This window comes from Schaedlerella sp. (assembly GCF_056796775.1).
Genome location: NZ_JBQIKP010000025.1, coordinates 1 through 21481, shown reverse-complemented (window position 1 = coordinate 21481; position 21481 = coordinate 1). Strand labels below are relative to the sequence as shown.

The following is a 21481-nucleotide window of genomic DNA, read 5'->3' as shown; positions in this document are numbered from 1 at the left end:
TATCAAAATTCAGTCAATCGTCTTAAGTAAAATATAAACCATTAGGCGAAGTCCAATGGCCGCACATGCCTGCTGCATCCGCAGCCATCGTCTTCTGTAAGTATGGATTTATCATAACAGGCATTTGTGAATCGGATGTGACAAGATATGGAAGAAATTATGAAAATTCTAAAATCAAAATAAAGACAGATTTTGCTTTCCATTTACGGTATCTGGCAGTAAATTTTGCCCGGAACGACCCTGATCAGGGACGGAGCCGGGCAGGCGTCAGAGCTTTTTTGTATTTACGATATGCATACAGTTCTTTTGGGCAGTATTCCAGATCTCTTTTTGGGTCTCATACATTTCGAAAAGCCATGCAATGGCAGCATCCATACCCTCATCCGACATGGGAAAGGAGGCGGAGACTTTCTCATCCTCCGGAGTCTGTTCGAAGGACCAGGGTTCCGGGTAGACGAAGACGGTAAATGTCTCTCTGCTTTCATCCGAGCGGAAAAAATACCTCATTCCATGATGTCCTCCTGAGAAAGGCTCTTTTTTCAGTCCGCCCACGGGGATTAATTTTTTATCGATCATAGCGGCACATCCTGTTCTATTCTTTGAGGTTCAAGAATGGTTTCAGTTTTTCAAAATCTGTCGTCACCACAAGTTCCTCCGGAAAATGACAGTAGTCCAGGAGTTCTGCGGCATATGAGAAATTGCCGGCGTCCACATCCATATGAGCGTCGCTTCCCGTGGTGACGTGAACCTCATACTGGCGGCACAGATCCAGCATGGTGAGGAGATTTTCCCGGGCACCCTCCCGAAAGCTCTGGGGATGCAGGGAGGAATTGTTGACCTCCAAAAGCGTATGGGTTTCCTTTGCTGTCCTTACAAGAACCTCATAATTGATGGGAAATCTGCTGTCATCCGGATGCCCTATGATCTGGATGTATTCCTTTTTCATGGCCTCCACATAGGCGCTCATGACCTCCTGCTCTGTATGCTCAAGCCCGAAGCAGGGAACGTGGATGCTGGCCACTGTGATATCCAGCTTTTTGATCGTGCTTTCCGGCAGGTCTACCCTGCCTTTCGGATCCATGATATTGAGCTCCGCGCCGAAGAGCATCCGGACCCCGCTCATCTCCCGGGGGATGACGCACAGGTTTTGAAAATAAAACAGGCCACAGGTTCCCGGCATTTCCGGTGCGTGCTCAGTCAGGGCGAGAACCTGCATTCCCCGATCGGCTGCCGCTGCTGCCATCTCGCGGATGGTGCTGTAGGCATGGCCGCTGGCCAGGGTATGAGCATGTGTATCTGCAATAATTTTCATGATCATATCATTCCTTTCATTTCTATAAACATAGTCAATCCTCTATCAGTTTACCACATTTTCCCGTGAATACAATTTATTTTTGTACAAATAATAAAACCGAGGTGAAGAATGATGTTAAATCCGAAAGAAAATGAAAAAATTATTGATGATTATGACTATCTGTCAAATGCAGCTTCCGCCAGGGATTGTACAGGGCTGATTCCGTTTCTCCCCACATCGGAGGAAGAACTGGAATCCTACAATGATGTGTATCAATTCGAACCGCCGGTGATTTCCGCAAAAAATTCCAAAACAGACGAACAGACGAAATAGCGGAAACAGGAATACTCTTGTCTTATTACTGTTCACACCCTTTGGGTGCTCCAGTAACAGTATCCAGCCTATTTTAAGTCGCCTTCGGCGAGAGGCTGGATATTATGGCAAATGTTACTTTATTGACCGGAAGCCGCGCAGCAGGGGGTGCGACGCCGTGTGAACAGTAACCTTGTCTTTTCCCATAAATGAGAAACTCCTTATTTTGTCATTGTCCTTATCGGAATAAGATGTTATAATGGTTCTAGCCAAAATCAATGCATACGTTTTACCCCTTTGAATTGGCGAATACGAAAGAGAGGAAATGCACATCATGAAATGTCCGATATGTGGAAAAGATGTTGAGTTACAGAAGAAGCAGGTTGGTGTCGATGAACAGGGCGCACCGGTCTTTCATCAATATGCAGTATGCCGTGATTGTAAGAAGCAGTGGGATCTTGACAAGCAGCGCGCCAGGAAAGCTGTTCCGGATACGGCGGTGAATACTGGAAAGGCTGAGGCTCCTCCGGTACAGCCTGAGAAGGATCCGGGCGAACACAAAGGGACAGCTCCTGATGCGTCCCATAAAACAGGGGCAGTGAAGAAAGCACCTGTCGGCAGTGCGGCGCCGGAGAAGAAGGAACCGAAGAAACCGGCTGCGGCGCATCCGTTTCCGGAAGGGATGCCCTCCCGCAAAGCAGCAGCGGGGGCGGCGCCTGCGGAAGGAAAGGTTTCCCGCAAGTCCGCGCCGGGCAGCAATCCGGCAGGAGGGGAGGCGCCAGGCTCGGTATCCGGAAAGGCTCTTGGGGATGGAGAGGCTTCCCGCAAAGCAGCGCCGGCGAAGGCTGCCGGAGAAGGAAAAGCCCCCCGTAAGCCGGCTTCCCAGGAGGCTTCTTCTGAGAGAAAAGTACCCCGCAGGTCAGCGAATGAAACGGCTTCAGCAGAGGAAAGGACTCCCCGCAAGTCAGCGGACGGAGCGGCTCCGGCAGAGGCAAGAGCAGCCCGCAGGGCGCAGGCAGGCGGAACGTCTCCTGAGAAAAGGATCCGGAAGCCGGATGGCCATAAGCCCTCCGGAGAGAAAGCAGGAACTCCAAGGCCGGCATCAGCAAAACGGCCGCCAGCCGTGGCCTCGGCGGAACAGGCATCGGAGAAGCGTCCATCCGGAAAGCCTCCTGTTAAGAAGCGGGCGGCGGGCGCACCGGTGAATCCGGCGGCGGAACATCTGGCAGAGGGTGCCCCGAAGAGAAAGGCTGTCCGTAAGAGCATGGCCGAATCCGGGGAACAGCGTTACGGAAACATCCCTCCAGAAAAGGTTCGGACCAAAAAGGAGCATGCAGTCAGAAAAGGATACGAGGACATGCTTTCTACGGATCCGAACTATAAGCCGGTGAAGAAGAAAAGAACGCTTGCAGAAGAGGAAGTGCAGCCTGTGAAAAAGGAACGGCCTGTTCCGGCCAAAAAACGTCCGGATACGAAGGCAAGCCTGGAAGACGAGTATGAAGAGGATGACGAGGCGGACTACGATGATACAGAATATGTTACAGCAAGATTCCGTGTTCCGCGGATTCTATTCGGGATCATTTCTGTTCTGGCAGCCGGATTCTTTGCATACGGCGGATTTTTTGCGGGACTGGAAAATATAGCGTCCGGAAGTACGGTTTCTACGGGAACCACATTCCTGATCTTTGCGATCTGTATGCTTGTTTCCGGATTGATGCTGCTGATCATGCAGAACCGCAACACGATCCTGGCCTTTATCCTGCCTATGATCTTTTATTTTGGAGCAGCCGTATTTACATTCCTCAAGCGCGGGGACGACAAGATGTTCCTGTTTTGTGCCATCGGAGGGGCGGTGTTCGGCCTGATCTTCCTTGTACTGGGAATTGTGTCGAGAAATTCGGACGGCTATGATGATTCAGATGATTATGACGATCCGTTTGACGATGAGTATGAATAAAGGAATTTCTTTCCGCTTCCAAAAGATCTGAATATGTTTTTTACTGCGGCTCATTCCTGAAACAGGTGTGAGCCGTTTGAAAAAACAATATTTCTTTATAAAAGGAAAGAGCCACATTGCTGTGACTCAAAGGGGGAAAAAGTTTATGAAAAAGTGTTCTTATCTTCGAACAGTTACATTATATCTTTGAGTTGTGGAAAAAATGTGATACATTTTTGAACGGATTGTTAACAAACCTATAATATTTTGTGAAGCCAGGATATGGAAAAATGATAGAAGAAATATAGAAGGACTGCCGCGGGCAGACATCCCCCTTACGGGGAATGTCTCTCCCGGGCTTGCCTTTAATCTTATTTTACTGCTGTCTCAGCATAGGTCGTTGTTACCAGATCTTCATAAGGCGCACGTTTTTCTAATTCTCCGGCACTTTCCAGAATATCCTGGAGCAGTTCAAAGCTGGATTTTTCAAAGATCAGATTTTCTTTCCACGTATCCTGATCATAATATCTTGTCACGATCGTAGTAATGGTTTCCAGGTCCGATTCCGGAAACTGAGGTTCGATCGCCTTGGCAATCTCTGCCGGGGTATGGGACTGTACATAATCCATGCCTTTCTGGAGCGCATTGACAAAGCTCTGGATCGTCTCCGGATGCTCTTCCATAAAGCTCTGCTTTGCGCTGTAAGCTGTATAGGGCACGTATCCGCTGTCTTCCCCGAGGGATGCTACGACATAGCCCTTGCCTTCTGTCTCCAGGGCGGTTGCTCCTGGCTCAAACTCTACCGTAAAATCCCCCAGATTTTCTGAAAATGCCGCGGCAGTAGCGCCGAAGTCAATGCTCTGGTTGATCTCCAGATCCGAAGCAGGGTCAATCCCGTTTTCTTTCAAAATAAATTCAAAGACCATTTCCGGCATTCCGCCTTTTCTTCCCCCGAGAACCGTCTTCCCCTTCAAGTCATTCCATGAAAATTCCGGCATTTCCTCCCGGGCAACAAGGAAGTTGCCGGCCCGCTGGGTGAGCTGGGCAAAATTGACCACATAATCATTTGCCCCTTCATTATAGGTATAGATCGAAGATTCTGACCCCATGAACCCGATATCTGCTTCGCCGGAAAGTACGGCGGTCATAACCTTGTCGGCCCCGAATCCGCAGACCAGATCGAGCCGGATATTTTCCTCCTCAAAATATCCTTCCTCGATGGCAACATACATGGGAGCGTAAAAAATGGAATGAGCCACTTCATTTAACGTGATGTCGGTCATTTCCTTTTTCGGTGCAGGCGCAGCTGTGGACGATGTGGTTTCTTCGGTCTTTTCCTCTGGTTTTGCAGTCTCCTGTGCCTGCTTTTCACCGCAGGCCGTGAATGTCAGACCGGCGAGAGCCGTAGTAAGAAGTAAGGCAATCAAACGCTTTTTCATAAATCCTCCTGAAAAATGATATCTCAATCTTTATTACTATATGTGGGGATCAGAGACTGGTGAGGAATTTCCTGAAAAATATATTGAAGTATGGACTTTAAAAGTTTAGTGTGCTAAAATGGAAAAGGCTGTTAATTGTAACGGAGTAACAAAGGAGAGGGCTTTATGAGTAAGAAGATTAGAACAGAGGCGGTTGATTATTTGTTTAGCGCAATACTGAGCTTAAAAGACAAAGAGGAGTGCTATACCTTCTTTGAGGATATCTGTACGATCAATGAACTGCTGTCCCTTTCGCAGCGGTTTGAGGTGGCGAAAATGCTGAGGGAAAAGAAGACTTATCTGGAAATCGCGGAAAAGACAGGCGCCTCTACGGCGACGATCAGCCGTGTAAACCGTTCTTTGAATTATGGAAACGACGGGTACGATATGGTGTTTGCGCGGATCGACCAGGAGGAGGACCCGGCAGATTGATAGACGGAGTGGAACTTACAGTACAGCCGCCCCGGAATCGGAAGACCGCCGGATTCCAGGACGGTTTTATAGATAGCGCCGGAATTTATTTTAACTCCGGCATGGAGTCGATCAGCTTTTCAATGATCATCTTTTTTACATATACATCAAAGCTGAGACTGCAGATCAGGGAGAAGAGCTGCAGATATGCCCGGTCCTCCTCCGGAGCCTCCGTGAAGGAATCCATGGCCCTTGCATAGATGCTTTTCATTTCTTCCATGAGCGGCTCGACATCTGCTTTTTCCATCGAACACACTTCTTCATAAATGGACGTGAGATTGAAGGCATCCTCCTTGTGGAAATACTTTTCCGTGAGAGGGTGCAGAAGCATCTCGATATCCTTGATGGACAGGATATTTTTAAAATAATAAATGAAGATCAGGATCAGTACGTGTTCTTTCGTATACTTCTTCCGGACCGGCGGGGGAAGTAGATTGTTCTTGGCATAATTGTTGATCATGGTCTTGGTCAGGATCTTGTCCTGCTCGTAGCGCCGGGTAGAGGAGAGCTGCGAATCCATGAAGGTGGTCACCTGATCCATATACAGGTCAATATTCGGAATCTCATCCGCATGGATATAGTCGATCCGGGAAAGGCTTTCTAAAATGCTGTTCAGCATATCACTTGCGTCTATTTTCATGTTATCACCTCGATGGAATTATTATATAGTATTTAAAACCAGATGGCAAGGAAAAGATTTATTGTTGAAGTTTCACAAAAGGGCTTCCATTTTCTATGAAATTATGATAATCTTAGTGCAAATGTTTCAGATCATAAGGAGGATTTTATGATGTTAAAAGACAAGGTAGCTGTCGTAACCGGAGGAACAAGAGGGATTGGATACGCCGTTGTGAAAAAGTATCTGGAGAACGGCGCAAAGGTCATCCTGTTCGGATCAAGGGAAGAGACTGTGGAGAAGGCGCTTGCTTCTCTGAAGGCGGAGAATCCGGACTGGCCGGTGGAGGGCGCGCATCCGGATCTGACTAATGAGGAAGAGATGGACAAGGCCATTCAGGAGATCAGGGATAAGTATGGAAGAATCGACATCTTGGTCAATAATGCCGGTGTATCGGACAGCACGAAGATCGATCAATATAAAGCAGGGCAGTTTGAAAAGGTGATGAAGTTGAATGTAAACGCAATCTTCAACGCGATCCATCCGGTCGTTAAGATCATGAAGGAGCAGGGAGGCGGATGCATCCTGAATACCAGCTCCATGGTCAGCATTTCCGGACAGCCCGGTGGCGTTGCCTACCCTACAAGTAAGTTTGCGGTGAACGGACTGACGCTCTCTCTGGCAAGAGAACTGGGACCGAGCAATATCCGTGTGAACGCGGTGGCTCCTGGAATCACAAAGACCGACATGGTAGCAGCGCTCCCGGATTCCATGATCCAGCCGCTGATCGCAACGATCCCGCTGCGCAGGATCGGGGAACCGGAGGATGTTGCGAACGCGTTTTTATTCCTGGCCAGCGACATGGCTTCCTATGTGACAGGAGAAGTGCTGTCCGTAGACGGCGCGTCAAGGGCCTGATCAGGCTTAAAAAGATCCTGGAGGAATGTATTTGTTTTTTATAGAGGACAGGCAGGTGCCGGATGATCCGGGGCCTGCTGTTTTCAAGTACGGGGAAAGGCAGATCGAAATATGATTTATGAGCCGTTATTTAAACTGGAGCGGACCGGAGTGCAGATCCATTATTATACGAATATCCGGAAATATAATCCGGTCCACTGGCATTCGGCGGTTGAGCTGATTTATATCCTGAATGGAAACGCGAAGATAGCCATCGAGGGAAAGGATTATCCGGTGGTGGCCGGAGAGTTCGTGGTGATCGATTCCAACCAGCTGCATGAGTTCCGGTGCAGAGGGGAATCCATGATGGTAGTCATCCATTTTTCCCGCAGCAGCATGAAGAATTTTATTCCGAACCTGGACGAATACCATTTTCAATGCGCCAGGGCCGAGCTGCAGAAGGAGAAGCTGGATGCGTATCTGGAGATCTGCGAGCTGTTGAAAGGGCTTCCGCCTTTGTATGTTATGCATCCTACAGGGTATAAGCTGAAAAGCCAGGCCATTGCGATGGAGATATTTTTCGAGCTGGTCAATCAGTTTGCGGAGACCGGGGAATGGGTGCAGAAGCCGGAAAAGCGGGAGAACCTGGAGCGGATGGAGGAGATCATCGAATACATTGAGCTTCACCACAAAGAGCTGATCTCCCTGGAAAGCATCGCCGCCCATTTCTATCTGAGCAGAGAATATTTCAGCCGTTTTTTCCGGAAAAATATGGGCGTGACGTTTACAAGGTATGTCAATCAGGTGCGCCTGATGCATATTTATCAGGAAATATGCAATACCGAATTTGGGATCATGGAGCTGGCGGAAAAGCATGGATTTACGAATTATAAGCTGTTCAACAAAATGTTCCATGAGGTCTACGGCTGTACTCCGCGGGAAATACGGATGAGCCGGAAAAGGTCATGAAGAATGAAATCCGTACAAAAAGGAGAAGATTATGAGTATATATGATTCATTGAATGAACAGCAGAGGGAGGCCGTATATCATACGGAAGGGCCGCTTCTCATCCTGGCAGGAGCAGGCTCCGGAAAGACCAGAGTGCTGACCCACAGGATCGCCTACCTGATGGAAGAAAAAGGGGTCAATCCATGGAACATCCTGGCCATCACATTTACCAACAAGGCGGCCGGGGAGATGCGGGAGAGGGTGAACCGTCTGGTGAGCTTCGGCGCGGAGAGTGTCTGGGTGAGTACCTTCCATTCGGCCTGTGTCCGGATCCTGAGAAGACACATTGACCGGTTGGGATACGAAAATAATTTTACCATCTATGACAGTGACGACCAGAAGACACTGATGAAAGAGATCTGCAAAAGGCTGAATATTGATACGAAGGCCTATAAAGAAAGCTCTCTTCTGGCCGCTATTTCCTCCGCAAAGGACCAGACACTGACACCGGACGCGTATGAAGCCCGGGCGGAGGGCAATTATGGAATGAAGAATATCGCAAAGGTATACCGGGAGTACGAAAGCCAGCTGCGGGCCAGCAATGCACTGGATTTTGACGATCTGCTGCTGCGGACGGTGCAGCTCTTCGAGACACAGCCGGATGTGCTGGAGTATTATCAGGAACGGTTCCGGTATATCATGGTGGACGAGTATCAGGATACGAATACGGTTCAGTTTAAATTCATCAGCCTTTTGGCGTCCAAGTATCAAAACCTGTGTGTGGTGGGGGATGACGATCAGTCGATCTATAAGTTCCGGGGGGCGAATATCCGGAATATTCTGAATTTTGAGGAGGAATTTCAGGACGCAAGGGTCATCAAGCTGGAGCAGAACTACCGTTCCACAGGCAATATCCTGAATGCGGCCAATGCAGTGATCCGGCATAACCTGGGGAGAAAGGACAAGACCCTCTGGACGGATAACGGGGAAGGGGCTCCGATCCGGTTCCGACAGTTCTATAATGCCTATGACGAGGCAGATTTTGTCGCGGAGGATATCAGAAGCCAGGTAGAAGAGGGGATGTGTTACAATGACTGTGCTGTCCTATACCGGACCAACGCCCAGTCCCGTCTTTTTGAGGAGAAGTTTGTAGCATCCAACATTCCCTATAAGATCGTAGGCGGGATCAATTTCTATGCCCGCAGGGAGATCAAGGATCTTCTGGCGTATCTGAAGACTATTGATAACGGGAGGGATGACCTGGCGGTGCGGCGGATCGTCAATGTGCCGAAGCGGGGGATCGGCCTGACCACTATCAACCGGGTGCAGGAATCAGCGTCAGCCCGGGGCATCGGATTTTACAGTGCGCTGCAGGGGCTGGATCTGATCCCGAATATCGGACGGGCAGCCCCGAAGCTGGATTCCTTTGTGGCTCTCATTGAATATTTCAAAAGCAGGGCAGATCAGATCCCGGTTTCAAAGCTGATGGAAGAGATTCTGGAGAGGACCGCGTACATAGAGAGCCTGGACGCAGAGGATAAAGAGGATGCGGAAGCAAGGATCCAGAATATCGACGAGCTGGTGAGCAAGATCGTGTCCTATGAGGAGGCCTGTGAGGAAGCGGGGGATCAGCCGACACTTAGCGGATTTCTGGAAGAGGTGGCGCTTGTTGCGGATATCGACAGCCTGGACGAGAACCAGGATTATGTGGTGCTGATGACGCTGCACAGCGCGAAGGGGCTGGAATTTCCCCATGTATACTTGGCCGGGCTGGAGGACGGGTTATTTCCCAGCGCCATGTGCCTGGACGATCCGGAGGACCTGGAGGAGGAGCGGCGCCTGTGCTATGTAGGCATTACGAGAGCGGAGAAAAAACTGACCGTAAGCTGCGCAAAGCAGCGGATGCTCCGAGGCGAGATCCGGTTTAATCCCATGTCCCGGTTTTTGAATGAGATTCCGGCGGAGTTCCTGGAGACGGAGAGGAGGATGTTTGAAAAGGAGGAGCGGATCGCGCCGGTGCCCAATGCAAAGCAACAGGCGAGAAAGGCATTTCATCAGCAGCCATTCCAGAGCCATTCCGCGGCAAAGCAGTTCACAGTAACGAAGGGAAAAGGGCTGGACTATACGGTAGGAGACCGGGTCAGCCACATGAAGTTCGGGGAAGGCACGGTGAAGGTGATCACGGAAGGCGGAAGGGATTATGAGGTGACCGTAGAGTTCGATTCGGCAGGGGTACGGAAGATGTTTGCATCCTTTGCGAAGCTTCAAAAATTGTAACAAAATATATGAAATTTTTAAAAAATCAAATAATTTAGTAGTAATCTGAAATCGTTAGTGTTATAATAAAAAATAAGTGAAACCTAGATCAGATTGGGAAAGGACGGAAAAGAATATGGATGCTATGAGCAAGGTGGAAGGATTGATCGCGGAGACAAAGTTAAAGGAACTTCTTCACAGAACAGAGGCGGAAAAGCAGAAAAATACGATCGTATGGGTACTGGCGATCATCGGGGCGATCGCAGCGGTTGCGGCGATTGCGTTTGCAGTGTATAAGTTCGTGACACCGGATTATCTGGAAGACTTCGAGGAAGATTTTGATGATGATTTCGATGATTATTTCAGTGAGGAAGACCAGGTATAATCTGCGGTGAGCAGGTGATTGTTTCTCCGGGCAGATGCCCGGAAGATGGTTTGCGCATAGTTGACCTGTCTGTCAGGCGGTCTGCTCCTCTCTCTGGCTGATTTTTACAGATACATGCAGGGAGGGAGAGAACCCTGGCGGTCAGGTCATATTGGCGGCTGTTGTGAGAGTCAAAGGCTCAGGGCAGGATGTACTGTTGCACTCTGCCTCTTTTTGTGTTGCGCTTTATATCGGATCTGCTGTAAACAGCCGCTGCGGAGATTCCATTATGATTGATAAGGGGAAAGTATGAAAAAAGGGCAGATATATGAGGGGATCATCGAGTGCGTAGATTTTCCGAACAAGGGGAAGATCAGTCCGGACGGGGAAGATCAGTATGCGATTGTAAAAAACGGGATTCCGGGTCAGAAGATTCGCTTCATGGTCCAGAAGTTTAAGCAGGGTGTCGCTCAGGGGCGGCTTCTGGAGGTGCTCGAACCGTCGCCTCTGGAAACGAGAGAGCCTGTCTGCCGCCAGTTTCCGGCCTGCGGAGGGTGCATGTACCAGACTATGTCCTATGAAGCGCAGCTGGAGATGAAGGCCGGACAGGTCAAGCGGATCCTGGATCAGGCGCTGGCGCCCGGGCGAAGCTATGAATTTGAAGGGATTTTGGGCGGCTCGGAGGAGTTTGGCTACCGGAATAAAATGGAATTTTCTTTTGGCGATGCGTATAAGGACGGGCCCTTGTCGCTGGGACTTCATAAAAAAGGAAGTACTTATGATATACTGACCGTGTCGGACTGCAGGCTGGTACACAGGGACATGACGGCTGTACTGGACTGCGTACTTCAATTTTTTCGGGAACGGGGCACTTCCTATTATAAGAAGCTTCAGCATCAGGGGTATCTGAGACATCTGCTGCTGCGCCGGGGAAATGCTACCGGCGAGCTGCTGGTCAATCTTGTGACCACCACACAGGAGGAGCATGACCTTCAGCCTTTGGCAGAACGGCTTCTGGGACTGGAGCTGGAGGGAAAGATCACAGGGATCCTTCATATTTATAATGACTCTCTGTCGGATGTGGTGAGAAGCGACAGGACAGAGCTTCTGTACGGACAGGACTATTTTACAGAAAAGCTTCTGGGGATGGATTTTAAGGTGACTCCATTTTCCTTCTTTCAGCCCAATTCCCGGGGTGCGGAAATACTGTATGGGACGGTCAGGGAATACATCGGCGATATCCGGGATCTGACAGTCTTTGACCTGTTCAGCGGAACCGGAACCATTGCACAGGTGCTGGCTCCGGTGGCGGGACAGGTGATCGGGGTAGAGATCGTGGAGGAAGCGGTGGAGGCAGCGAGGGAAAATGCCGCGAAAAACGGACTGGACAACTGCCGGTTTCTAGCAGGTGATGTGTTCAAAGTATTGGATGAGATTGGGGAAAAACCGGATGTGATCGTGCTGGATCCGCCCAGAGACGGGATTCATCCGAAGGCGCTTCCGAAGATCCTGGATTACGGAGCGGACCGGATCGTCTACATTTCCTGCAAGGTGTCCAGTCTGGCGAGAGACCTGGAAATGATACAGGGAAGAGGGTATGAGCTGGTGAAGTGCAGGGCAGTGGACCAGTTCTGTCAGACTGTCCATATCGAATGCGTGTGTCTGCTGGAGAAAATTTCATGATTCTACCATTGCAAGAAACGGTAAAATAATGCTATAATCCATAGTAGTGTACCCAAAGGGCGTTCCATAATGCACAGCCCTTCGGGACGGGCGGTTTCCGTCTGATCAGGAATACTCTGTTAGAACGTTTTGAAGTAGGTGACGAATTTGAAGAATAAGATTAAGCGTCTTTCCAAAGGAGACTTTCATATTCCACAACCGGATATCATTTTTTCCGAGACTCACATTACCATGCGGGTAGGGGAAGGGGAAGTATATAAAGGCAGTTTTTCCCTGCAGAACCAGGGGGAGGGAACCATCCGGGGTCTGGTGTATCCTTCTTCCTTCCGCATGCGCTGCGAAGAGACAGGCTTTGACGGCAATCCGGTGAATATCTACTATGTGTATGACGGTACCGGACTGGTGCCGGGACACGTGGAGCACGGGAGATTTACCATTGTCTGCAACGGCGGGGAATTTGACATCGCGTTTACGGCCATCATCGAGAAGCCGTTTGTCATGACACGCTATGGCAAGGTGCAGAGTCTGGAGGATTTTAGAAAGCTATCCTTCCAGGATCCGGCCGAGGCGGAGAAGCTGTTCCGTTCGCGGGACTTCTATGAGATTCTAAAATACGAAGACAGAAGGATCCAGGCCCTTTACGACAATATGCGTAAATGGGAGCTGGATCAGCAGGCGCTGGAGGAATTCCTGGTCGGCTGCAAGCAGAAGGAAAAGGTATTCCTGACACTGGAGGAGGAGAGCAGGGCGTTCATTTCCCTGACTGAGACCCGGAAGGAGATCTTTACGATCAAGAAGAATACCTGGGGGCACCTTCTGATTGATGTACATACGGAGAGCGATTTTTTGTCCATAGAGCGCACCAGGATTTCAACCGAGGAGTTTATCGGAAATTCCTACCGGATGGAGTATATCATCCACGACGAGAAGCTTCACAAAGGAAGCAACTTCGGACAGATCATCCTGGAAACCCCTTATGAGACACTGACCTATGAGATCGTGGTGGAAAAGAATGTAGACCGGGATGAGGAGCATCATGCCCAGGAACAGGAATTTGCGGGGATCCTGAAAGGCTTTCTGCAGTATGAGGCCGGGAAGAAGGAGCTGAGTACCTGGACGGAGGAGGCGCTGCGCCGGGTGGAACGGCTTCGGAAGAAGAGCGATAAGAATGACATGTATCTTCTCGTGAATGCGCATATCAGCCTGATTGGAAACCGGATGGATGAGGCCAAGATGCTTCTGGAATCCTACAATTATAATCGGTTTGCAATCGGGAAAAATGCAGAGCTGAGTTCCTATTATCTCTATCTGACGACGCTTTTAAGCAATGATTCCATCGGACAGCGGCGTGTGGCGGAAGAGATTTCCAAGTATTACATGAAGCATCCGGAGAGCTGGAAGATCCTGTGCATGCTGGTGCAGGTGGATTCGGAATACAAGATCTTAAGCGAGCGGCTGCGGGTGATGGAGAACCTGTTTTATGAAGAAAAGCCTCACAGCCTGATCTTTTACCTGGTCGTATTCCGCTGCTTTCGGGAGAAGAGTACTTCCCTGAAAAAGCTGGGGATGTTCGAGGTGCGGGTGCTGTTCTTTGCCGCAAAATACAAGCTTATGACAAAGGAACTGGCGCTCTATACAGCGAATCTGGCAAGTCAGCTCAAGACCTTTGACAAGCATTTATATAATACACTGGTGCTGTGCTATAAGATGTATCCGGAGTCCATGATCTTAACTGCGATCTGCACGCTTCTGATCAAGGGGAACTGCGTGGACAATATTTATTTCCGCTGGTATGAAAAGGCGGTGAAGTCAGAGCAGAAGATTGCCCAGCTGTATGAATTTTATATGGCGTCCGTGAAGGAGACCCAGTTTAAGAAGGCGCTTCCGCGCTCGGTCTACCTGTATTTCATGCATGGAAATTCTCTGAATTACCATAAGCTGGCATTTTTGTACGCGAACCTGATCTCCTATGTGGATGAGGGAAGCGAGATCTATGCTCATTACCGGGATGAGATCGAAGCATTTGCATGCAATCAGATGGAGCGCAGGCATATTGATGAGCACCTGCGGATCATTTATAAGAGGTTTGTGGCGGAACGGCTTATGAATCCGGACAGGGTAAAGGCGCTGTACGATATCTGCCATGCTTATGAGATCACGACCAAGGTTCGGAATATGAAGTTCATCCATGTGGTTGCCGAAGATGGGAGCATTACCCAGACAGTCCCCTACACGGAAGACGGAGCGCAGGTGTTTTTGTATTCCAAGACGGACCGGCTGGTTTGGGAGGCGCGGAACGGAAGACACTATACCGATTCCATTCCCTATGAGAGCAAGCGTCTGTTTTACGAGCTGCGCTATCTGGATATGTGCAAGCGGTATATCAACGGTATGCGGCTGAGGCGGCAGGAAGAAGAGGCGGAGGAGCTGACACTGGAGACCGTACGGTCCGTAGGTGTGGAACAGTATACGGAAGAGGAGCTGTTTGCGCTCTGCACCAAGACGATCCGGGAAACGAATTACGAAAGCGATGATTTCCTGACCTATATCTGTTTTGAACTGTTTAAAAAGGGACAATACGACAAGGTGACTCTGACCTACCTTGCCAATTATTACTGCGGGGCGACCACGGATATGAAGCTGCTCTGGCGGGAGGCCAAGGAGTATGAGGTCCATACCCATAAGCTGGGTGAACGGATCCTGACGCAGATGCTGTTTGCGGAGGAGATTTTTGCAGAGGCTCCGGTGTTTGAGGATTATTATGCGGAAGGGCCGTATTTCCGGCTGCAGCAGGCGTATCTGGCTTATATGTCCAGGGAATATGTGGCGGAGGACCGGAAGATCAGCAGAAGTGTCATAGACATTATCTGCAGGGAATATGAAAAGGGTGAGGATACCATTGATATCTGCAAGATCGCGGTGCTCAAATATTATGCGGACAAGGATTATACGCCTTCCCAGCGCAGGACGCTGAAGAAGTTCCTTCAGGAGCTTTGCGGAAAGCAGCTGTATTTCCCGTTTTATCTGTCGTATGAGAAGGACTGGCTGATTGAGCTGCAGCTCTGGGATAAGACCCTGATCGAGTATAAGGGGCAGAAGGGCAGCCGCGTGATGCTCTACTACCAGCTCCAGAAAGGAAATTCGGAGAGCGTGGACTATTCGACGGAAGTGCTTTCTCCGATGTATGACAATATCTATGTAAAGAAGTTTGTATTGTTTGCAAATGAAACCTTAAAATATTATTTTAAAGAAACGATTGACGGCAATTCCTACCGCAGCGAGAAGGAGAGCTGTTCAAAGGAGATCAGGGAAGGCGAGAACGGGCGTTACGGCCGGCTCAATGATATTCTGCTTTCGGAAGGAAGCATCCGCGAATCCAGGATGAAGGCATATGCCCAGGAGGACATGACTGCTGCGCATATGTTTGAGAACGACGCATAAAAGGAGGCTGATTTGTATGGGACAGGGGAGCATGATAGGATATGAGATCACGGAGAAAATGTGCCAGATCAGCTATTATAATGACCAACAGTCAGAACCTGAGACGCTGGAAGTGGATTCCGACAATTATCAGATCCCGCTGTTGGTCGGAAGACTTCGGGATACCTGGGCCTATGGAAAGGAAGCAAAGCGCCTGGTCACAATCAAGGAAGGCTTTGTGGTGACCAGGCTTCTGGAGAGAAGCCTGGCGGGAGAGAAGATCGACTGCGGGGAGGAGACCTATGATGCGGTGGAGCTGCTGTCCAAGTTTATCCAGCTGTCCCTGCAGCAGTTTCCGGAGATCAGCGGGATTGTGTTCAGCGTGCCGGAGCTGACGGAGGAGCTGGCCCAGATGCTCCGCGGAATCGCGGTGCGGATGGGAGTGGAAAAGCAGCACATTTTTATACAGGATTATAAAGAAAGCTTCTGTAATTACCTCTTTTACCAGCCCAAGGAGCTGTGGCAGTATGACGCTGCGCTGTTCTGCTGCGACAGGAACGAGATCAAGGCGTTTATGCTCCGGCGTCTGAAGCCGGGGCTGGGAGGCGGCAAGACCACCTTTGTCACGGTAGACGAGGTGGCAAGCGCCCATATGAAGGAGCTGGCGGCCGTATATCCGGTCCTGAACGAGGACAAGGCAAAGGAAGCGGACGCAAGGTTCTGCAAGTTTATCCAGAGTGTGTTTGAGAAGCGGATCGTATCCTCGGTTTTTCTCACAGGAGAAGGCTTTGAGAATAACTGGTATCCCAAGTCTCTCCGGGTGCTCTGCAACGGGCGGCGCGCGTTTATCGGGAACAACCTCTACAGCAAGGGAGCCTGCTATACGGCGTTCCGCAAGATGTATATGCATATCGAGAATCCGGTTTATCTGTCGGCCAGCAAGCTGACGGATCAGATTACGGTTAATATGCGGGTGAACGGTCAGGAGATGTGGTATCCCATCGTATCCTGGGGCGCCCAGTGGTATGAGTGCAACAACCAGTGGGAGGTGCTGGTGGAGGATCTGGACAGCATTGAGCTGCATGTGGAATCCCTGGTTCAGGGATCTCTTCGGAATGAAGTGATCTCCCTGGAAAAATTTCCGAAACGGGCGGAGTATTCCATGCGGCTGCAGATTGAGACTCTGCTTTTAGATGAAAAGACCTGTAAGATCACAGTGCGGGACGTAGGCTTCGGGGAGTTTTTCCTGCCCACGGATTTCCATGCAGAGAAGATTATACATTTAGGAGGCAACGATGGGAAGTTTGGTTCTTTGTCATGAGCGGCATGCAACGCATCCGTATGAGATTACTCGGATCCACTGCAAGATATTTACAATAGAAGAATTGTGCTACTATCTCTGCAACAACCTGTATCTGATTGATTACACAATCATGAACGAGCAGCTGTGCGTGTGGCTGGATGAAGAGCTGGGCATGAGAACGCTTGCTGGGCAGCTTCGGGACGTGATCCGCCTGCACGGGTCCATTGAGAAGTTCGTGCTGACGATCCTGAAAGATTCCAGAATCTACCGGGATACGGAGATGATCCGGATCCAGAATGTACTGGAACGGCTGCGGAACCAGAAGGACATTGAGCGGCAGAAATACAAGGGCGACAACCTGCTGGAAAGCGGGGAGATCGAGGAAGCGATCCTGGTCTATCAGGCGATCCTGAATCAGGAAAAGGACGAGAGCGTGGACGCAAAATTCTACGGCAGGATCTACGCCGGCCTGGGGGCGGCCTATGGGAGACTGTTCTTGTACCAGGAGTCGGCACGGATGTATGACCGGGCGTATCAGATCTGCGAGGATCCGAATCTTTTGAAGCCATATCTCTATGCGTCATACAAGTATATGTCGCTGGAGGAATACCACATCCTGCTGACCAAGCATGAGAATTATGTGGAGATCAATGCCAGGATGCGCCAGGAGATGGAGGATATCCGCAACGGCATGCAGCTGGAATTAAATGATGTGCTCCTGGAGAAGTGGAAGAGACAATACCGCAGAAGCCATATATAATGTTGGAAAATATACCATTTTTAGGTACAAATATCTTGACGTGATACGACAAAACCTTTAAAATAAGAATGCGACTTAAACAAGCTTAGCAAAATATATATTAGGGAGGTCATTAGGACATGGCAAAATGGGTTTATATGTTTACCGAAGGTGACGCCACCATGAGGAACCTGCTCGGCGGAAAGGGCGCGAACCTTGCCGAGATGACGAATCTGGGTCTGCCGGTGCCGCAGGGCTTTACGATCACAACAGAAGCCTGCACGCAGTATTATGAGGATGGCAGAACGATCAATGACGAGATCATGGGCCAGATCATGGAAGCAATCACGAAGATGGAAGGGGTTACCGGCAAGAAGTTTGGTGACAAGGAGAATCCGCTCCTGGTTTCCGTACGTTCCGGTGCTAGAGCTTCTATGCCCGGTATGATGGACACGATCCTGAACCTGGGTCTGAATGAAGAGGTTGTAGACGTACTTGCGGAAGGATCCGGCAATCCGCGCTGGGCATGGGACTGCTACAGAAGATTTATCCAGATGTACTCCGATGTCGTTATGGAAGTCGGCAAAAAGTATTTTGAAGAGCTCATCGACAAGATGAAAGAGGAAAAGGGCGTGAAGCAGGACGTAGAACTGACTGCGGATGACCTGAAAGCGCTTGCGGGACAGTTCAAAGCGGAATATAAAGAGAAGATCGGGGAAGACTTCCCGACAGATCCGAAGGAACAGCTCATGGGAGCGATCAAAGCCGTATTCCGTTCCTGGGATAACCCGAGAGCGAATGTATACCGCCGTGACAATGATATCCCGTATTCATGGGGAACTGCTGTCAACGTACAGATGATGGCATTCGGAAACATGGGAGATGACTGCGGTACAGGCGTTGCATTTACCAGAGACCCGGCTACAGGCGAGAACGGTCTGTTCGGCGAGTTCCTGACCAATGCACAGGGCGAGGACGTAGTTGCAGGTGTCCGAACTCCGATGCATATTTCCGAGATGGAAGACAAATTCCCGGAGGCTTTTGTACAGTTCAAGGACGTTTGCAAGACTCTGGAATCACACTACAGAGACATGCAGGATATGGAGTTTACTGTAGAGCACGGCAAGCTGTACATGCTGCAGACCAGAAACGGCAAGAGAACCGCTCAGGCTGCTCTGAAGATCGCATGCGACCTGGTGGATGAAGGCATGCGTACAGAGGAAGAAGCTGTTGCCATGATCGACCCGAGAAACCTTGACACACTGCTTCATCCGCAGTTTGACGCTGCTGCATTGAAGGCTGCTGAGCCCATCGCAAAGGCTCTGGGCGCTTCACCGGGAGCTGCCTGCGGTAAGATCGTATTCTCCGCTGACGACGCAAAGGAGTGGGCTGCAAGAGGAGAAAAGGTCGTTCTGGTCCGCCTGGAGACTTCTCCGGAGGATATCGAAGGTATGAAGGCTGCACAGGGAATCCTGACCGTTCGCGGCGGTATGACAAGCCATGCGGCAGTTGTAGCGCGCGGGATGGGCAGATGCTGTGTATCCGGCTGCGGCGATATTGCGATGGACGAAGAGAACAAGAAGTTCACACTGGCAGGAAAAGAATACCATGAAGGAGACCCGATCTCCATCAACGGTTCTACCGGAAATATCTACGATGGCATCATCCCGACTGTAGACGCGACCATTGCGGGAGAGTTCGGACGGATCATGGCATGGGCTGACAAGTACAGAACCATGAAGGTACGTACCAATGCAGATACGCCTGCAGACGCGAAGAAAGCCCGTGAGCTGGGAGCTGAAGGTATCGGACTGTGCCGTACAGAGCATATGTTCTTCGAAGGCAACAGAATTGATGCGTTCCGTGAGATGATCTGTGCGGAGACCGTAGAAGAGAGAGAAGCAGCACTGGAGAAGATCCTTCCGGAACAGCAGGGAGACTTCGAGAAGCTGTACGAGGCTCTGGAAGGCAACCCGGTTACCATCCGTTTCCTGGATCCGCCGCTGCATGAGTTCGTTCCGACAGAGGAAGAGGACATCAAGAAGCTGGCTGATGCGCAGGGCAAGACTGTAGAGCAGATCAAGACGATCATCGACGGCCTGCATGAGTTCAACCCGATGATGGGCCACCGCGGATGCCGTCTGGCAGTGACCTATCCGGAGATTGCGAAGATGCAGACCAAGGCAGTGATCCGTGCGGCCATCAATGTAAAGAAAGCACATCCGGACTGGAACGTATGCCCGGAGATCATGATCCCGTTGATCGGCGATATCAAAGAGCTGAAGTATGTGAAGAAGTTTGTTGTTGAGACTGCTGATGCTGAGATCGCAGCAGCCGGCGTGGAATTGAAGTATGAGGTTGGTACCATGATCGAGATCCCGAGAGCGGCTCTTACCGCTGACGAGATTGCGAAGGAAGCGGACTTCTTCTGCTTCGGAACCAACGACCTGACACAGATGACATACGGCTTCTCACGTGACGATGCGGGCAAGTTCCTGGATGGATACTATGACGCGAAGATCTTTGAGAACGATCCGTTTGCGAAGCTGGATCAGACAGGTGTCGGCAAGCTGATGGAGATGTCCATCAACCTTGGCAAGCCGGTGAATCCGAATCTGCATATCGGTATCTGCGGAGAGCACGGCGGAGATCCTTCTTCCGTAGAATTCTGCAATAAGATCGGACTGAACTATGTATCCTGTTCACCGTTCCGTGTACCGATCGCAAGACTGGCAGCGGCACAGGCGGCGATCAACAATGTAGGAAAATAGAATATAAGCCAGTCTATTTTGGAACTTTTGTAGTGACTCGTGAAGATGTGCAAAAATATATGGCGCATCACCCACAGTACACAAAAGCCAACAGATTCAAAGACATAGTGCTTAAAGTCTATATATAAGTCGAAAGGGAAGTGAGAAATTACTTCCCTTTTGCGTTTATGGTTGTTCGTTCCAATATTTGATATTGGGATTTTTTCCCAAACAAAAAATGCCTTGCCGAAGCAAAGCATTCTTTCACATAAATTCAAGGTGTCCTTAACGGATCTAAAGTAAGATATGGTTTTTTTAAGAACCATTCAATTAAGTGTATCCTATCCTACGTTTTTCATCCGCAAGATCATATTCTCTATCTCAAGCTCTTTAATACGTTTGTTAGCTTCTTCCAAGTCTGTGTATGTTCTCTTGCCGATAGTTGGTTCTTGCTTGGAGTTATTTATGTAGTCTCTGATTTCTTGATTCTTGTAAATAAAGGATTTGGAGCATCCTGCATTAAGGGAAACCCTCTCCACTGTAAGAGGGATGCCTTTCTCTACCATATCATCAATTACAGATTTTGTATGAGCTATGAGCTTTTGTGACCTTTGAGTTGAGCTTTCACCAAGGATTTTGTGCTGAGGAGGTGTCATGTCTAGTTTTCGCCGTTTTCTCTTCTCCATTGGGATTATCTCCATATAACGTAGTTATAGAGCAATGCTCTTCTATAAGGATAGCTCTATTCTACAAGAAATGGTTGGAAAAGGGAAGATGGTTTTTGTGAAAAAGTGTGTCTATTCCTTATGTTTTCTATGTTTGTACCGTATGGACGGTGTGGACGTGGTAAGGATGGTTTGTTTAATTTCTTCAGTGTAGACGGTCTGGATGTGATTGAAAATATTCGGATTGTATGGTAGTATGGAGATACGAAAACAGAAGGGAAAGCAGGTGGGAAGATTGACAGTGACGGAACAGATAGACCAGAAACATCAGGAAGATTTACAGAGGCT

17 protein-coding genes and 1 pseudogene are annotated in these 21481 nt (G+C 49.6%); 13 read left to right on the top strand and 5 right to left on the bottom strand.

Features of this window, described 5'->3' with window-relative positions; all coding sequences use genetic code 11:
- Positions 1-267: 267 nt before the first annotated feature.
- The gene (locus ACTOY7_RS12285) at positions 268-576 is read right to left on the bottom strand and encodes a hypothetical protein (RefSeq protein ID WP_160283998.1); all 309 of its coding nucleotides are present in this window, start codon (positions 574-576) and stop codon (positions 268-270) included.
- 16 nt (positions 577-592) lie between these two features.
- A complete protein-coding gene (locus tag ACTOY7_RS12280) occupies positions 593-1312 on the bottom strand; it encodes a phosphatase (RefSeq protein WP_482671560.1) in 720 nt (239 codons plus the stop codon).
- A 114-nt stretch (positions 1313-1426) separates the two neighbouring features.
- On the opposite strand from ACTOY7_RS12280, the gene ACTOY7_RS12275 reads away from it, so the two are divergent.
- Together ACTOY7_RS12275 and ACTOY7_RS12270 are read left to right on the top strand one after the other, a co-directional pair.
- Positions 1427-1627 (top strand): hypothetical protein, encoded by a 201-nt coding sequence (locus ACTOY7_RS12275; protein WP_482671564.1) that lies wholly within the window; start codon positions 1427-1429, stop codon positions 1625-1627.
- A gap of 313 nt (positions 1628-1940) precedes the next feature.
- Positions 1941-3563, top strand: a complete 1623-nt coding sequence (locus ACTOY7_RS12270; protein ID WP_482671559.1) for an MFS transporter — start codon at positions 1941-1943, stop codon at positions 3561-3563.
- Positions 3564-3913: 350 nt separating this feature from the next.
- Here the strand turns inward: ACTOY7_RS12270 and ACTOY7_RS12265 are convergent, their stop codons facing one another.
- On the bottom strand, positions 3914-4981 hold the full coding sequence (locus tag ACTOY7_RS12265; RefSeq protein ID WP_300885185.1) for an ABC transporter substrate-binding protein: 1068 nt from the start codon (positions 4979-4981) through the stop codon (positions 3914-3916).
- 165 nt (positions 4982-5146) lie between these two features.
- On the opposite strand from ACTOY7_RS12265, the gene ACTOY7_RS12260 reads away from it, so the two are divergent.
- The gene (locus tag ACTOY7_RS12260; protein WP_160284391.1) at positions 5147-5452 is read left to right on the top strand and encodes a YerC/YecD family TrpR-related protein; all 306 of its coding nucleotides are present in this window, start codon (positions 5147-5149) and stop codon (positions 5450-5452) included.
- Between the two features lie 85 nt (positions 5453-5537).
- On the opposite strand, the gene ACTOY7_RS12255 is transcribed toward ACTOY7_RS12260, so the two are convergent.
- On the bottom strand, positions 5538-6131 hold the full coding sequence (locus ACTOY7_RS12255; RefSeq protein WP_160284390.1) for a DUF1836 domain-containing protein: 594 nt from the start codon (positions 6129-6131) through the stop codon (positions 5538-5540).
- Positions 6132-6278: 147 nt separating this feature from the next.
- On the opposite strand from ACTOY7_RS12255, the gene ACTOY7_RS12250 reads away from it, so the two are divergent.
- The 9 genes from ACTOY7_RS12250 to ppdK all read left to right on the top strand — a co-directional run bounded on the left by ACTOY7_RS12250 (position 6279) and on the right by ppdK (position 20489).
- Positions 6279-7025 carry an SDR family NAD(P)-dependent oxidoreductase gene (locus ACTOY7_RS12250; protein ID WP_300826604.1) on the top strand — a complete coding sequence of 249 codons (747 nt, stop codon included), beginning with the start codon at positions 6279-6281 and terminating at the stop codon, positions 7023-7025.
- 111 nt (positions 7026-7136) lie between these two features.
- Positions 7137-7973 (top strand): AraC family transcriptional regulator, encoded by an 837-nt coding sequence (locus ACTOY7_RS12245; RefSeq protein WP_160284389.1) that lies wholly within the window; start codon positions 7137-7139, stop codon positions 7971-7973.
- Positions 7974-8004: 31 nt separating this feature from the next.
- The gene (gene pcrA, locus ACTOY7_RS12240; RefSeq protein ID WP_160284388.1) at positions 8005-10230 is read left to right on the top strand and encodes a DNA helicase PcrA; all 2226 of its coding nucleotides are present in this window, start codon (positions 8005-8007) and stop codon (positions 10228-10230) included.
- A 124-nt stretch (positions 10231-10354) separates the two neighbouring features.
- Entirely contained in the window at positions 10355-10594 is a 240-nt protein-coding gene (locus tag ACTOY7_RS12235; RefSeq protein ID WP_160284393.1) for a hypothetical protein, read from the top strand.
- A gap of 288 nt (positions 10595-10882) precedes the next feature.
- Positions 10883-12256: a 23S rRNA (uracil(1939)-C(5))-methyltransferase RlmD gene (gene rlmD / locus ACTOY7_RS12230; RefSeq protein WP_482671647.1), complete on the top strand. Its 1374-nt coding sequence runs from the start codon at positions 10883-10885 to the stop codon at positions 12254-12256.
- A 147-nt stretch (positions 12257-12403) separates the two neighbouring features.
- Positions 12404-15697 (top strand): DUF5717 family protein, encoded by a 3294-nt coding sequence (locus tag ACTOY7_RS12225; protein ID WP_394682930.1) that lies wholly within the window; start codon positions 12404-12406, stop codon positions 15695-15697.
- A gap of 16 nt (positions 15698-15713) precedes the next feature.
- Entirely contained in the window at positions 15714-16997 is a 1284-nt protein-coding gene (locus tag ACTOY7_RS12220) for a DUF5716 family protein (RefSeq protein WP_160284385.1), read from the top strand.
- Positions 16972-17739, top strand: coding sequence for a hypothetical protein (locus ACTOY7_RS12215; RefSeq protein ID WP_016293815.1), 768 nt, complete (start codon positions 16972-16974; stop codon positions 17737-17739). The genes ACTOY7_RS12220 and ACTOY7_RS12215 overlap by 26 nt, the downstream gene beginning before the upstream one ends.
- A 119-nt stretch (positions 17740-17858) precedes the next feature.
- Entirely contained in the window at positions 17859-20489 is a 2631-nt protein-coding gene (gene ppdK, locus ACTOY7_RS12210) for a pyruvate, phosphate dikinase (RefSeq protein WP_300885180.1), read from the top strand.
- Between the two features lie 320 nt (positions 20490-20809).
- On the opposite strand, the gene ACTOY7_RS12205 is transcribed toward ppdK, so the two are convergent.
- Entirely contained in the window at positions 20810-21154 is a 345-nt protein-coding gene (locus tag ACTOY7_RS12205; RefSeq protein WP_160282638.1) for a DUF6262 family protein, read from the bottom strand.
- A gap of 235 nt (positions 21155-21389) precedes the next feature.
- Between ACTOY7_RS12205 and ACTOY7_RS12200 the strand changes: the two are divergent.
- Positions 21390-21481 (top strand): annotated as a pseudogene (locus ACTOY7_RS12200) (nuclease); the annotation flags it as partial.